This is a genomic window from Streptomyces sp. ATCC 21386 (assembly GCF_018728545.1).
Classification (GTDB): domain Bacteria; phylum Actinomycetota; class Actinomycetes; order Streptomycetales; family Streptomycetaceae; genus Streptomyces.
Genome location: NZ_JAAVVL010000001.1, coordinates 1,984,162 through 1,998,281 on the forward strand (window position 1 = coordinate 1,984,162; position 14,120 = coordinate 1,998,281).

Consider the following 14,120-nt stretch of genomic DNA (forward strand, 5'->3'; position numbering starts at 1 on the left):
ACGGTTATCGGGTTCCCCACATGTAGGTCTGCTTCTTGAGCTTCAGGTAGACGAAGCTCTCGGTGGACCGCACTCCGGGCAGGGTCCGGATGCGCTTGTTGATGACCTCCAGGAGGTGGTCGTCGTCCTCGCAGACGACCTCCACCATCAGGTCGAAGGAGCCGGCGGTGATGACGATGTACTCGACCTCCGGCATGGCCGTCAGGGCGTCCGCCACGGGATCCAGATCGCCGTCGACGTTGATGCCGAGCATCGCCTGCCGCCGGAAACCCACGGTGAGCGGGTCGGTGACGGCGACGATCTGCATCACGCCCTGGTCGAGCAGCTTCTGGACGCGCTGGCGCACGGCCGCCTCGGAGAGGCCCACGGCCTTGCCGATCGCGGCGTACGGCCGACGGCCGTCCTCCTGCAACTGCTCGACGATGGCGAGGGAGACGGCGTCCAACTGGGGAGTGCCGTTCTTGGGCTCCCTGGAGTCCTTCTGGTCTGCGCTTCGACTTGCCACGGCCACACTGTGCACGACGTCTCGACAGTTCCGCAAGGCTGAACCGATGAAATTCGTTGTTTACGGGCTCGTGGCTTGCGGATTTCGCAGTCGGTGAGGTGTCAGGGGTGTTGAAAACGTCGGGCGGCGGATTAGGGTGGTGTCTCAAGGAATGGACACCCCGATCTGGACCCATCTGGAGGGCCGGCAGTGAGCACCGAGCTGCGTCGTCTGCGCAACTACATCGACGGCGAATTCCGTGACGCCGTCGACGGACGGACCACCGAGGTGGTCAACCCCGCGACGGGCGAGGCCTACGCGACCGCGCCCCTGTCCGGTCAGGCCGACGTCGACGCGGCGATGGCCGCCGCCGAGGCCGCGTTCCCGGGCTGGCGGGACACGACCCCGGCCGAGCGTCAGAAGGCCCTGCTGAAGATCGCCGACGCGTTCGAGGAGCGGGCCGAGGAACTCATCGCGGCGGAGGTGGAGAACACGGGCAAGCCGATCGGGCTGACCCGCTCCGAGGAGATCCCGCCGATGGTGGACCAGATCCGCTTCTTCGCGGGCGCCGCGCGGATGCTGGAGGGCCGCTCGGCCGGCGAGTACATGGAGGGCATGACCTCGATCGTCCGCCGTGAGCCGGTCGGTGTCTGTGCTCAGGTCGCGCCGTGGAACTACCCGATGATGATGGCCGTGTGGAAGTTCGCGCCGGCGATCGCCGCGGGCAACACGGTCGTGCTGAAGCCGTCGGACACGACGCCCGCGTCGACCGTCCTGATGGCTGAGATCATCGGTGCGATCCTGCCCAAGGGCGTCTTCAACGTCATCACCGGCGACCGCGACACCGGCCGGCTGATGGTCGAGCACCCGGTCCCGGCCATGGCGTCCATCACCGGGTCCGTGCGGGCCGGCATGTCCGTCGCCGAGTCCGCGTCCAGGGACCTCAAGCGGGTCCACCTGGAGCTGGGCGGCAAGGCGCCGGTCGTCGTCTTCTCCGACACCGACATCGCCAAGGCCGTCGAGGACATCTCCGTGGCGGGCTTCTTCAACGCGGGGCAGGACTGTACGGCCGCGACCCGTGTCCTCGTCCAGGAGGGCATCCACGACGAGTTCGTGGCCGCGCTCGCGAAGGCGGCGGCCGAGACGAAGACCGGGCAGCCGGACGACGAGGACGTGCTGTACGGCCCGCTCAACAACCCCAACCAGCTCAAGCAGGTCGCCGGGTTCATCGAGCGGCTGCCGGCCCACGCCAAGGTCGAGGCCGGTGGTCACCAGGTCGGCGAGAAGGGGTACTTCTACGCGCCGACCGTCGTCTCCGGGCTGAAGCAGGACGACGAGATCATCCAGAAGGAGGTCTTCGGGCCGGTCATCACCGTGCAGTCCTTCTCCGACGAGGGGCAGGCCGTCGAGTGGGCGAACGGCGTGGAGTACGCGCTGGCCTCGTCGGTGTGGACGAAGGACCATGGGCGGGCCATGCGGATGTCCAAGGCGCTGGACTTCGGGTGTGTCTGGATCAACACGCACATCCCGCTGGTCGCGGAGATGCCGCACGGCGGGTTCAAGAAGTCCGGGTACGGCAAGGACCTCTCGGGTTACGGCTTCGACGACTACACGCGGATCAAGCACGTGATGACGTCGTTGGACTGACAGCGGTTTTCGGCTGAAGGTTCGTCGTGGTCGATCGCGCGGTTCCCCGCGCCCCTGCAGGCCCTTCGGCCCAACGGGGCGCGGGGGCACCTATGTTCACGCGTCGCTCCCTGCTGGGTGTGGGGGCGGCTCTCGGCGCACTCGCCGGGTGCGGTGTGCCCCCCGCCTATGTGGCGCCCGGTGACCGGGCCGGGGTCGACCTCTCGGCCCGGGACAAGCGGCTGAGCTGGTCGAACTGGCCGCTCTACATCGACACGGACGACGAGGACGACTCACGGCGGCCGACGCTGGAGGCGTTCGAGGAGCGCACCGGGATCGCCGTCGACTACACCGAGGAGATCAACGACAACGACGAGTTCTTCGGCAGGATCGGCCCGGCTCTGATGAACCATCAGCAGACCGGCCGTGACCTCGTCGTCGTCAGTGACTGGATGTGCGCCCGTTTCGTACGGCTCGGCTGGGTGCAGGAGATGGACCGGGCCCGGCAGCCCAACGTCAGCCGCCATCTGGATCCGCAGCTCCGGTCGCCCGCCTTCGATCCCGGCCGGGCCTTCACGGTGCCGTGGCAGTCGGGGATCACCGGTATCGCGTACAACCGGCGGAAGGTGGGCCGCGAGATACGCCGGGTCGCCGACCTGTGGGCGGACGACCTGAAAGGGCGGGTCACCCTGCTCTCCGGCCTGGACGAGGCGTTCGCCTTGCTGATGCAGGGCAACGGTGTCGATGTGACGCGCTGGACCGCGGACGACTTCCACACCGTCTGCGACCAGGTCGCCTCCCGCGTCCGCGCCGGTCACATCCGCCGCTTCACGGGCAACGACTACATCAAGGACCTCTCCAGCGGGGACGTCCTCGCCTGCCAGGCCTACTCGGGGGACGTCATCCAACTCCAGGCCGACGACCCGGACGTCCGGTTCGTCGTGCCCGAGGAGGGCGGCGAACTCTGGTCCGAGTCCCTGATGATCCCCAACCTCGCACGCCACAAGGCGAGCGCCGAGCGCCTTGTCGACCACTACTACGACCCCGAGGTGGCCGCCGAACTCGCGGCCTGGGTCAACTACGTCTGCCCCGTCCCGGCGGCCCGCGACGTCCTGGCCTCGGCCAAGGATCAGGAGACCGCCGCCCTCGCCGAGGACCCCCTGATCTTCCCCGACGACACCATGCGCGCCCGGCTCGCCGTAGCCCGGGACATCACCTCCCGGGAACGGCGCGAGTTCGCCCGGCGGTGGAACGGGATCGTGGGGCTCTAGGGAGCGCCACGAGGGCCACGCCCGACGGCTACGAGGGCCGAGGGGGCGCGGCCCCGGCGGAGGGACGGGTGGCTGACGGCTGAAGGGTCACCTCCGGGGCGGTACCGGCGCTGGGGAAGGCGGGCGAGGGCCGTCGTACGGCCGAACTGTCTCCGGGGACCGCGTCTTCACCGGCGGACGCGTCTCCCTGCAGAACCCGCACGACTGCCGGGTCCGAGATCTCGCTCGCGCGGGCCGGGCGCCACCTGGCGGCGTCCCGTGACACTCTGGCCCGTGGACTGCTGCCGAAGAGCACCGCATGACCCCCGTTCGCCTCTGTATGGCCTTGGGGTACTACGTCTGCATTCATTTTCCTTCAGGCCGTTCCGGGGCGAATCGGGGCGAGCGAATTCGTGGAGACCTTGTGGAGGCGGCGTAATTGTCTGGCGTGCGGTGGCGTTTTATCAGTCTTTCACGGTTGATTCGGACCGGACGGATCCGTCGACCAAGGGTTGCGGCGTATCCCCTCGTGCCGTAGTTACGTGAATCATGAACCTGTTCACCCGTGCTGCGTCCCTGCGCCGCCCGGCAGCCCCCACAGCCTCGCGACTCCCCCACGAGTCCGGGGAGTTCGCTCCCGACGGCACGTCCGATCCCGCACTCACGATGCTGACCGGCGAATGGATGATCGACGCGGCGCACAGCCGTATCGGTTTCTCCGTCAGACACGCCCTGGTCACGACCGTGCGAGGCGCGTTCACCGAGTATCAGAGTCGACTCTATTTCGACGGCCGTGATCCTTCGCGTTCGCGGGCCGAGATAGTGCTGTCCACCACGTCCGTCGACACCGGAGTGGAACAGCGTGATGCCCATTTGATGGGTCGCGATTTCCTTGATGCCGCGACTTATCCCCGTATGCGCTTCGTCAGTACGGCGGTGCGTCTCGTGGGCAAGGATGTCTACCGCATGGCCGGTGAACTCACGATCAAGAGCACCACCCGTCCCGTCGATCTGGAACTCACCTACATAGGGCACGTCATGGACCCGTTCGGATATGAGCGGGTCGGTTTCGACGGGACCACCACCATCAATCGCTCCGAATGGGGCCTCACCTACGACCAGCGGCTCGCGGAGGGTGGCGCCATGGTGAGCGAGAAGGTGCGCCTGCAGTTCGACATCGCCGCGATCCGCGCCGTCCCCGGCGCCTGACGGTCCGTCGCGTGCCCGGCGGCTGACGGCCCGTCGCGTTCCCGTGTTCCGTGTGCCCGTGAGGGCCCGACATCTGTCGGGCCCCCACTTTTGAACACGTTCAAGCGGGGGCGTACGCTCGCGGCATGAGCGACAGAGCCGCCCTGTTGAAGGGCATCCGTGCGTGGCTGGTCTTCTTCGTCGTCTGTCTGGTGCTGAGCGGCGCCACAGCCTTCCCGCTGGTCCACGAGCTGCGCTGGACCGAGGAGTTGCTGCGGTCGCTGTCCGTCGGCGAGTACCTGCCGGCGTTCGTGGAGTGGATCGAGCGGGTGCGGGCGGGACTCGACGAGGCCGACGCCACCTACCCGTTCCTCCTGTACGGCACGGACTGGCTGGCCTTCGCGCACCTGGTGATCGCGGTGTCCTTCTACGGCCCCTACCGTGACCCGGTCCGCAACATCTGGGTCATCGAGTTCGGCATGATCGCCTGCGCGGGCATCATCCCGCTGGCCCTGATCTGCGGGCCGATCCGCGGCATCCCCTTCTGGTGGACCGTGATCGACATGTCGTTCGGGGTCTTCGGGATCATCCCGCTCCACGTCGTACGGCGGCGGATCAAGCGGCTGGAGGCCCTCACCGGCGGATGGGACCGGAAAACTGTTATCCCGGCCGCCTCCACACCGTCTCCGTAGGCACCCCTGTCTCCCCGCATACAGGAGCGAGCCGTATGGACAGTGTGAGCGGTGTGATCTCCGCCTCGGAGGTTCCCCAAGCCCGAACGATGGCTGAGAAGGTACGGAACACAGCCGAGTGAACCGGGTGAGCCCAGCAGGATCGAAGGGGACGTACGTGGACGGGCGGCAGTGGCGGTCCACCATCGCGGCCGCGCAGGCGGGGGACCGGCGCGCCCTCGACGAACTGGTCGAGGGCTGGTTGCCGCTTGTCTACAACATCGTCGGCCGGGCCCTCAACGGCCACGCAGACGTCGACGACGTCGTGCAGGACACCATGCTGCGCGCCGTCGGCAACCTCGACACGCTACGCGATCCGGACAGCTTCCGTTCCTGGCTGGTCGCGATCGCGATGCGGCAGATACGGGACCGGGCGCGCCGCCGCACCGCCGACCAGCTCGACGACCACGACGCCCAGGGTGCCGCCGACTTCGCCGAACTGACCGTGCTGCGGTTGCAGTTGGAAGGGCAACGCAAGGAGGTCGCGGAGGCGGTCCGTTGGCTCGACGACGAGGACCGGCAACTGCTGTCGCTGTGGTGGCTGGAGGTCGCGGGCGAACTGACCCGGCGCGAACTCGCCGCCGCCGTCGGTATCAGCCGGCAGCACGCCGCCGTCCGCGTCCAGCGGATGAAGGCCCGGCTGGAGACCGCGCGCGGCATCGTCCGTGCCCTCGACTCCTCCTGCTCCGACCTGGGCCGCGTCACCGCACGCTGGAGCGGGCGGCCCGACTCGGTGTGGCGCAAGCGCATCGCCCGGCACATCCGCGGCTGCGCCCGCTGCGACGGCCACGGCCGCCCCGGTGAGGTCTTCGTCCCCGCCGAACGGCTCCTCGTCGGGCTCGCCCTGGTCCCCGTCCCCGTCGGCTTCACCCTGTCGCTGGCGTTCGGCGGCAAGACGGCCGTGGCGGCGACGACCGCGACCGCCTCCCTGAGCTGGTCCGCCAAGGTGATCGGTGCCCTCACCAAGCCCGCCGTCGCGGTGACGGCGAGCGCGACGGTGGTCGCCGGGGGCGCGTACGTGGTGACCCAACCTTCCGAGGACCGGCCCGCGCAGGTCGCGCCGACCGTGCTGAGCACGGCCCGTGGGCCCGCGCCCCCGGCGCCCCGCACCCCGTCGCGCTCCCCGTCGCCGTCGTCCTCACCGTCCCCCTCGGCCTCCCCGTCGCCGAAGAAGGAGAAGGAGAAGAAGCCGAAGAACCTGTACGGCACGGTCGTCGACGTGGCGGACCGGGCACCGGACCCGGACAGCCCGCCCGCCGCCCTCCCGCGCCGGCCCGAGTCCGGTGTCACCAGCAGCGGTGGCCCGCGGACCGCGATGAACCACCGGGGCGACAACGTGACGTTCACGGGCCAGGGGTACGTCCTGGTCCGCTGGCAGATCTTGCCCGAGTACCGGCCGGGCGGACTGGTCATGCCGGCCTGGACCGGTCTGGAGGGCATGCTCTTCCACGTCGCCTCGGGCGGCGGCCGCCGCATGGACGACCCGACCTCCGCCGACGGCAGGACCTCGAGCATGGGCGGCCCCGACATCGGCTACACCGTCCTGCCCGAGGGCGCCCAGCAGATGTGGCAGAACGAGTACTACTACCTCGACGGCACGGTCACGCTCACCCAGAACGAACGCGGCGCCGACTACAACATCACTGTCGCCCCCTCCACCTGGGACGCCGTGACCGAGGACATCACCGTCGGCCCCGACCGGGGCGCCATCCGCTACGGCCTCGTCCGCGACGACGGCAAGGACTCGGCGCCGGTGCCGCAGTACGTCACACGGGAGAGGCCGGCGGACGCGGCGACCGTGCCTCAGCGGTCCGAGGTGTAGCCCTCACCGCTCGCTCTGAGGGTGCACAGGGCGTCGACGCGGTTGGTGGTGATCGAGTCGACACCCCAGGACAGCAGACGGCGCATGGAGCGCCGGGTGTCCGGGGTCCAGGCGGAGAGGAGGTAGCCGTCCCGGTGGACACGGTCCGTCAGGGGGCGGGTGAGGAGACCGAAGCGGTAGTTCAGCCAGCGCGGACGGATGGCGTCGAGCAGGGCGGGACGCGGCGGTGCGGAGGTCTTCCAGGTCAGCGCGAGCTCGGCCGTGGGAGCGGAGGCGCGGACCGCGAGCACGGTCCGCGGGTCGGCGCTGTAGTAGACACGGTCCTCGGCGTCGCAGTCCCGCACGACGCCGAGGATCTGTCGCACCGCCCGCAGGTTCACCGCACCCGGCAGATCCACCATGACGCGGCTGCCCTCGGTGGCGAGCAGCGCGTCGGCCAGTGTCGGCACCCCGTCGGCCGTCAGCCCGCGCAGCTCGGCGGCGGACAGCGCGGCCAGCGGCCGGTCCACCTCCCAGAGCCGGTTCAGCGTCGAGTCGTGGAGCAGGACCGGTACCCCGTCACGAGTCGTCCGTACATCGAACTCGACGACGTCCGCGCCCAGTTCCAGCCCGGCCCGCAGGGAGTCGAGCGTGTTCTCGCGGTGGCGGTAGGGGGCGCCGCGATGGGCGACGGCTGTCACGGTGCGCATGGTGGGGCCTTCGGTGCCGATCGGATCAGGGGGCGAGCCAGGCCGAGGTGTAGGTGTCGATCTCGGCGGTCACCCGGGCCTTGCCGGGCTCGTCGAGGAAGGACGCCTCCACGGCGTTCTTCGCGAGCGCGGCCACTCCCTGCTCGTCGAGGTCGAGGAGGCGCGCGGCCACCGCGTACTCGGTGTTCAGGTCGGTGCCGAACATCGGCGGGTCGTCGGAGTTGACGGTGACCAGCACTCCGGCCGCCACGAACTCCTTGATGGGGTGCTCGTCGAGGGTGCGGACCGCTCGGGTCGCTATGTTCGAGGTCGGGCAGACCTCCAGGGCGATCCTCCGCTCGGCGAGATGGGCCAGCAGCTTCGGGTCGCGGGCCGCGCTGGTGCCGTGGCCGATGCGCTCCGCGCGCAGCTCGTTCAGCGCGTCCCAGATCGTCTCGGGCCCCGTGGTCTCGCCGGCGTGCGGCACGGAGTGCAGCCCGGCCGCGATCGCCCGGTCGAAGTACGGTTTGAACTGCGGCCTCGGCACACCGACCTCGGGTCCGCCGAGGCCGAACGACACCAGCCCCTCCGGGCGCAGCCGGTCGTCGGTGGCGAGCCGCGCGGTCTCCTCGGCCGAGGCCGGCCCCGCCTCGCCGGGAATGTCGAAGCACCACCGCAGGACGGTCCCGAACTCGGCCTCCGCCGCCTTCCGGGCGTCCTCGATCGCGTCCATGAACGCCCGCTCATCGATCCCGCGACGGGTGGAGGAGTACGGGGTGATGGTCAGCTCGGCGTAGCGCACCTGCTGCCGGGCGAGATCCCGGGCCACCTCGAACGTCAGCAGACGGACGTCCTCCGGGGTGCGGATGAGGTCGACGACGGACAGGTACACCTGGATGAAGTGGGCGAAGTCCGTGAACGAGAAGTAGTCCGCGAGGGCTTCGGGGTCCGTGGGCACCGGGGAGTCGGGGTGGCGGGCGGCGAGTTCCGAGACGATACGGGGGGAGGCGGAGCCGACGTGGTGCACATGCAGTTCGGCCTTCGGCAGACCGGCGATGAAGGCGTGCAGGTCGCGGGTGCCGGAAGCGCCGAGGGCGGTGTCGGCGACGGCGGGGCTCAGGGGCACGCCCTGCGTGGTGCGGTGGTCGGTCAAGGTTCCTCCCCGGGAACGGCGTCCGCCCCGGACCGTGGTCTGCTGCGGGGGACGCGGGTGATCGGCTGATCGTTGACTCGGGGATCATCGTAGGCGGCCGTCCACACGGCTAACCCCGGGCCTTAGCATGACCGAACGTACAGCTGATCGCGTCCGACGGAAAAGCGACGCGGAACGGCACGGAACGTCACAGGGGGACCCGCTCATGTCAGCCGACGAGGCACCGATTCCGGAAACACCGGCCGCTCCGGAGCCGGCCCCGTGGACGTCCCCACAGGGCGACGCCGCGCTGCCGCCGACCGTGGTCGACGGCACCACGCTCCGCACGGTGACCGACGACGCCGCCCCGCTGACGGTGGTCGACGGTGCGACGCTGCCGACGGTGACCGACGACGCCGTGCCGCTGACGGTGGTGAACGGCGCCACACTCCCCACGCTGACGGAGGACGCGGTACCGACTCCGACGGTCGCCCTCGACAAACCGAGTACGCCGACCGGGTCGACCGGCTCCACCGACTCCGTCGACGCAGCGGGCTCCGCCGAGGGCGAGCGGCCGGTCGGGCCCGCCGGAGCCGCCGGGACCGCGGCCCCGGTCCCGCCCGCGTGGTCGGCTCCGGGCGCGTCCACCGCACCCGCGCCTCAGGCCCCGTACGATCCCTGGACCGCTCCGGCCGACACCCCGGCTCAGGGCAACGCCGCCGCCTCTCCCACCCCTTCCGCGCCCTCGCCGCACGACCAGATGACGGTCCTGTCCGCTCCCGGCGCGTTCGCACCCCCGGGTGACCGGCAGGCGACGCCATCGCCCGCCCCGGCCCCCAATCCCTTCGCCCCGCCCGCGCCCGGCGCGGCCGGGGCACATCAGCCACACCCCGCGCCCCACGCGTCGTACCCGTCGCCCGTGGCCTCCGCGCCCTACGGCGCCCCCGGCGCAGCCGTACCTCCCCCGCCCATCGGCCCCGAAGGGCCGGGACAGGTTCCGTACGGCTACCCCCAGTACCCGGGGTACCCGGGTGCGCAGGCTCACCCCGGCGCCGGTTACCCCGGCCCGGGAGCGGGCTACGCCTGGCCCGTCCTGGCGCCGCCGCCGAGCAACGGGATCGGGATCGCGGCGATGGTGCTCGGCATCTGCGCCGCCGTGCTGTTCTGTCTGTGGCCGTTCGCGATCCTGCTCGGGATCATGGCCATGATCTTCGGCTTCGTCGGCCGGGCCAAAGCGCGCCGGGGCGAGGCGACGAACCCGGGGCACGCCCTGGCCGGGATCATCTGCGGAGCCGCCGGCATCCTGCTCGGCATCGGCTTCATCGTCCTCATCGTCCTGGCGTCCGAGAACGACGGCTACGACTCGGACACCGACCCCTTCGACGACAGCTACTCGACGTCACTGTCCCTGGTGCTGCCGGTGAGGGAAGGCGGCGTGTAGGCCCCTCGAAGAGCGCCCCGTCAGGGGCGCGGGGAACTGCGCGACCAGCCACGACGTGCCCGCAGCCGCCCACCCGACGTGCCCGCGGCCGCCCACCCCCCGTCGTGTCACCCCGGGACCGCGCCCCCCACCTCCAGCGGAGCGCCCCCGCTCGCCAGTCTCTCCCGTGCCGCCATCAGCGCGAAGCCCAGCAGATTGGGGCCCCGCCAGCGCGCGGGGTCCATGGCGCGCTCGTCGTCCGCCGCGAGCCCGATGCCCCAGACCCGGTCGACGGGGCTGGCCTCGACGAGCACCCGGTGGCCCGTGCCTACGAGGAAGGCCCGCAGGCCGGCGTCGGCGGCGAACTTGTGGACGCTGCCCTCGACGACGATGCCGAAGCGCTCCCGCTCCCACAGGGCCTCGTCGAAGCCGCGCACCAGCCGCCCGATCTTCTTGGCCTGCGCGGGGCTCGACGCGGCCACGGCCTTGCGCTCCGCCTCCGGGTCCCCGAACAGACGGGCCTTCGAGGCCATCATCCAGTGCTCGGCCGTCCCGTACTCCACGCCGTCCACCGTGAACGGCGACGGCCACCACTGGCTCAGACAGCTCGCGCCGATCCGGCCGTCCGGCAGCGGACGGTGCCCCCAGAAGTGCAGGTACTTGACCCTTGCCCCCGTGCGGACCGCCTCCGTCAGCGTGTCCCAAGAATCGATCTTCTCCATGCCGACGAGTCTGGCAGGAACCACCGACAAACCGTCCTCGTTTTCCTGTGCCGACTGGACACCTGGTCGACAGATTCCGTCGCGTAACCAAAAGGCAACAACGGAATCCCTTGTTGGTGCCGCCCAGCTCTGTCAGGATCGGCACTCAAATCGAGCTGGAGCTACGCCACCCGCCCCCGAGGGACAGAGGTGCGCCGGCGGAGGAGAGCGACATGCAGAACCCGGGCACCGCCACCCCGGAACGATTCCCCGCACAGGACCGCTTCGCGGTCGGCGCGCAGTTCGTCGCCGGCCGCCCGGCCAAGGGCACGTCGGGCCGCACCCACGCGGTCGTCGACCCCGCGACCGGCGACGAGGTCCTCACCTACGAGCTGGCCGGACCCGACGACGTGGACGCGGCCGTCGCCGCCGCCCGCGCGGCGTTCCCCGGCTGGGCCGCCACCACGCCCGGCGAGCGGTCGGACGCGCTGCACCGCCTCGCCGCGGTCCTGGCCGAGCGGGCGGAGGAGTTCGCGCGGGCCGAGTCCCTGCAGTGCGGCAAGCCGCTCAAGCTGACGCGCGAGTTCGACGTGCCCGGCACCATCGACAACACGGCGTTCTTCGCGGGTGCCGCCCGCCACCTCCAGGGCCAGTCGGCGGGGGAGTACTCGGGGGACCACACCTCGTACGTACGCCGTGAACCCGTCGGTGTCGTCGGTTCCGTCGCGCCCTGGAACTACCCGCTGCAGATGGCCGCCTGGAAAATCCTCCCGGCGATCGCCGCGGGCAACACGATCGTCCTGAAGCCCGCCGAGCTCACCCCGCTCACCTCGTTGCTCTTCGCCCAGGCCGCCACGGACGCCGGCCTCCCCGACGGTGTGATCAACATCGTCACCGGCACCGGCAAGGAGGCCGGTGAGCACCTCGTCGGCCACCCCGATGTGGTCATGACCTCCTTCACCGGGTCCACGGCCGTCGGCAAGCGCGTCGCCGAGATCGCCACCGCCACCGTCAAGCGCATCCACCTGGAGCTCGGCGGCAAGGCCCCGTTCGTGGTCTTCGACGACGCCGACCTGGAGGCCGCCGTCCACGGCGCGGTCGCGGGTTCCCTCATCAACACCGGCCAGGACTGCACGGCCGCCACGCGCGCGTACGTGCAGCGGCCCCTCTACGAGGAGTTCGTCGCACGGACGGCCGCCCTGATGGAGACCGTCCGGCTCGGCGACCCCTTCGCCCCGGGCACCGACCTCGGCCCGCTGATCTCGCACGTCCAGCGCGACCGGGTCGCCGCCTTCGTCGAGCGGGCACGCGCGTACGCGCGCGTGGTCACCGGCGGTGAGGCGCCCCGGGGCGAGCTGGAGAGCGGCGCGTACTACCGGCCCACTCTGATCGCGGACGCCGCCCAGGACAGCGAGATCGTGCAGGCGGAGATCTTCGGCCCGGTGCTCGTGGTCCTGCCCTTCGACAGCGACGACGAGGGCATCCGGCTCGCCAACGACACCCCGTACGGACTCGCCGCCTCCGCCTGGAGCCGGGACGTGTACCGCACGGGCCGCGCCACCCGCGAGATCAAGGCCGGGTGCGTGTGGGTCAACGACCACATTCCGATCATCAGCGAGATGCCGCACGGCGGCTACAAGGCGTCCGGCTTCGGCAAGGACATGTCCGCGTACGCGTTCGAGGAGTACACCCAGATCAAGCACGTCATGTTCGACAATACGGCGATCGCCAGGAAGGACTGGCACCGCACGATCTTCGGGGACCGCTAGTCAGCCCGGGGACCGGCCGCCCGACCCTCGGCCGGTCCCCGCCCACCCTCCCGAAAGGGCACCTCCGAAAGGGCACCACGCGCATGGAGCAGTACGAGCCCGACCGCCTCTCACCGGCCCAGCAGGCCGCCGTACGGCGCAGCCTCTCCGGCGGCCGCGCCGCGCTCAGCCGCCGTTCACTGCTGCGCGCCGGAACGGGCGGCGCACTCGCGGTCGGCGGGCTCGGGGCGCTGAGCGCCTGCGGCATCCCCGCGGCGAAGAGCACCTCGGGCGGCTCGTCCGAGGACCACTCGGCGAAGGAGAAGGAGGTCAACTTCTCCAACTGGACCGAGTACATGGACGTCGACGACAGCGGCAAGCGCCACCCCAGCCTGGACCAGTTCGCCCGGCGCACCGGCATCAAGGTCAAGTACACCGAGGACATCAACGACAACGTCGAGTTCTTCGGCAAGATCAAGCCGCAGCTCGCCGCGGGCCAGGACACCGGACGCGACCTCATCTGCGTCACCGACTGGCTCGCCGCCCGGCTGATCCGCTTCGGATGGGTCCAGAAGCTGGACGCGTCCAACCTGCCGCACGCCTTCATGAACCTGTCCCAGCAGTTCCGCAGCCCCGACTGGGACCCGGGGCGGGCCTACTCCTACCCCTGGCAGGGGATCTCGACCGTCATCGCCTTCAACAAGAAGGCCCTGGACGGCGAGGAGGTGCGGTCCGTCTCCGACCTGCTCGACAACCCGAAGCTCAAGGGGCGCATCGGCTTCCTCTCCGAGATGCGCGACAGCATCGGGATGACCCTGCTCGACATGGGCAAGGACCCGGCGAAGTTCGGCGACGACGACTACGACGCGGCGATCGCCCGCCTCCAGAAGGCCGTCGACAAGGGCCAGATACGCCGCTTCACCGGCAACGACTACACCTCCGACCTGACCAAGGGCGACCTCGCGGCCTGTATCGCGTGGGCCGGTGACGTCGTCCAGCTCAAGGCCGACACCCCGGACGTCGACTTCGTCATCCCCGACAGCGGCTACATGACCTCGACCGACAACCTGCTGATCCCGAACAGGGCCCGGCACAAGACCAACGCCGAACGGCTCATCGACTACTACTACGAGCCGAAGCCGGCCGCCGAACTCGCCGCGTACATCAACTACGTGTGCCCCGTCGACGGTGTGCAGACGGAGCTGGCCAAGATCGACCCGGACGCGGCGAAGAACCCGCTGATCATTCCCGACGCGGCCATGGCAGCCAAGTCCCACGCCTTCCGCTCCCTCAGCAGTAAGGAAGAGACGGCGTACGAAGAGAAGTTCGCGAAGCTGACAGGGGCGTGAC

At 70.3% G+C, this 14,120-nt stretch carries 11 protein-coding genes and 1 pseudogene; 8 read left to right on the plus strand and 4 right to left on the minus strand.

The features are described from left to right. Positions 1-4: 4 nt before the first annotated feature. The gene (locus tag GWK25_RS08735) at positions 5-520 is read right to left on the minus strand and encodes an Lrp/AsnC family transcriptional regulator (RefSeq protein WP_215449220.1); all 516 of its coding nucleotides are present in this window, start codon (positions 518-520) and stop codon (positions 5-7) included. Positions 521-694: 174 nt separating this feature from the next. Between GWK25_RS08735 and GWK25_RS08740 the strand changes: the two genes are divergently transcribed. The 5 genes from GWK25_RS08740 (at position 695) to GWK25_RS08760 (ending at position 7,101) form a co-directional block, all read left to right on the plus strand. Continuing rightward, on the plus strand, positions 695-2,131 hold the full coding sequence (locus GWK25_RS08740; RefSeq protein WP_215449221.1) for a gamma-aminobutyraldehyde dehydrogenase: 1,437 nt from the start codon (positions 695-697) through the stop codon (positions 2,129-2,131). A 92-nt stretch (positions 2,132-2,223) separates the two neighbouring features. Continuing rightward, on the plus strand, positions 2,224-3,381 hold the full coding sequence (locus GWK25_RS08745; RefSeq protein WP_215449222.1) for a PotD/PotF family extracellular solute-binding protein: 1,158 nt from the start codon (positions 2,224-2,226) through the stop codon (positions 3,379-3,381). A gap of 528 nt (positions 3,382-3,909) precedes the next feature. Continuing rightward, complete coding sequence (locus GWK25_RS08750) at positions 3,910-4,569, plus strand: YceI family protein (protein ID WP_215449223.1); 660 nt, start codon at positions 3,910-3,912, stop codon at positions 4,567-4,569. A 125-nt stretch (positions 4,570-4,694) separates the two neighbouring features. Then, entirely contained in the window at positions 4,695-5,240 is a 546-nt protein-coding gene (locus GWK25_RS08755) for a hypothetical protein (RefSeq protein WP_215449224.1), read from the plus strand. 118 nt (positions 5,241-5,358) lie between these two features. After that, positions 5,359-7,101 (plus strand): sigma-70 family RNA polymerase sigma factor, encoded by a 1,743-nt coding sequence (locus tag GWK25_RS08760; RefSeq protein ID WP_374200601.1) that lies wholly within the window; start codon positions 5,359-5,361, stop codon positions 7,099-7,101. Here GWK25_RS08760 and GWK25_RS08765 read toward each other — a convergent pair. After that, positions 7,083-7,790, minus strand: coding sequence for a glycerophosphodiester phosphodiesterase (locus tag GWK25_RS08765; RefSeq protein ID WP_215449225.1), 708 nt, complete (start codon positions 7,788-7,790; stop codon positions 7,083-7,085). The two genes, GWK25_RS08760 and GWK25_RS08765, sit on opposite strands and share 19 nt — an antisense overlap. A gap of 25 nt (positions 7,791-7,815) precedes the next feature. Then, positions 7,816-9,029: pseudogene (locus tag GWK25_RS08770) on the minus strand (adenosine deaminase). Positions 9,030-9,127: 98 nt separating this feature from the next. Here GWK25_RS08770 and GWK25_RS43275 point away from each other — a divergent pair. Then, a complete protein-coding gene (locus tag GWK25_RS43275; RefSeq protein ID WP_251828780.1) occupies positions 9,128-10,342 on the plus strand; it encodes a DUF4190 domain-containing protein in 1,215 nt (404 codons plus the stop codon). 107 nt (positions 10,343-10,449) lie between these two features. Here GWK25_RS43275 and GWK25_RS08780 read toward each other — a convergent pair whose 3' ends face one another. Further along, entirely contained in the window at positions 10,450-11,043 is a 594-nt protein-coding gene (locus GWK25_RS08780) for an NADAR family protein (RefSeq protein ID WP_215449226.1), read from the minus strand. A 212-nt stretch (positions 11,044-11,255) separates the two neighbouring features. On the opposite strand from GWK25_RS08780, the gene GWK25_RS08785 reads away from it, so the two are divergent. Both GWK25_RS08785 and GWK25_RS08790 read left to right on the plus strand, forming a co-directional pair. After that, on the plus strand, positions 11,256-12,791 hold the full coding sequence (locus tag GWK25_RS08785; protein WP_215449227.1) for a gamma-aminobutyraldehyde dehydrogenase: 1,536 nt from the start codon (positions 11,256-11,258) through the stop codon (positions 12,789-12,791). A gap of 83 nt (positions 12,792-12,874) precedes the next feature. Then, complete coding sequence (locus GWK25_RS08790) at positions 12,875-14,119, plus strand: spermidine/putrescine ABC transporter substrate-binding protein (RefSeq protein WP_215449228.1); 1,245 nt, start codon at positions 12,875-12,877, stop codon at positions 14,117-14,119. Position 14,120: the final 1 nt, after the last annotated feature.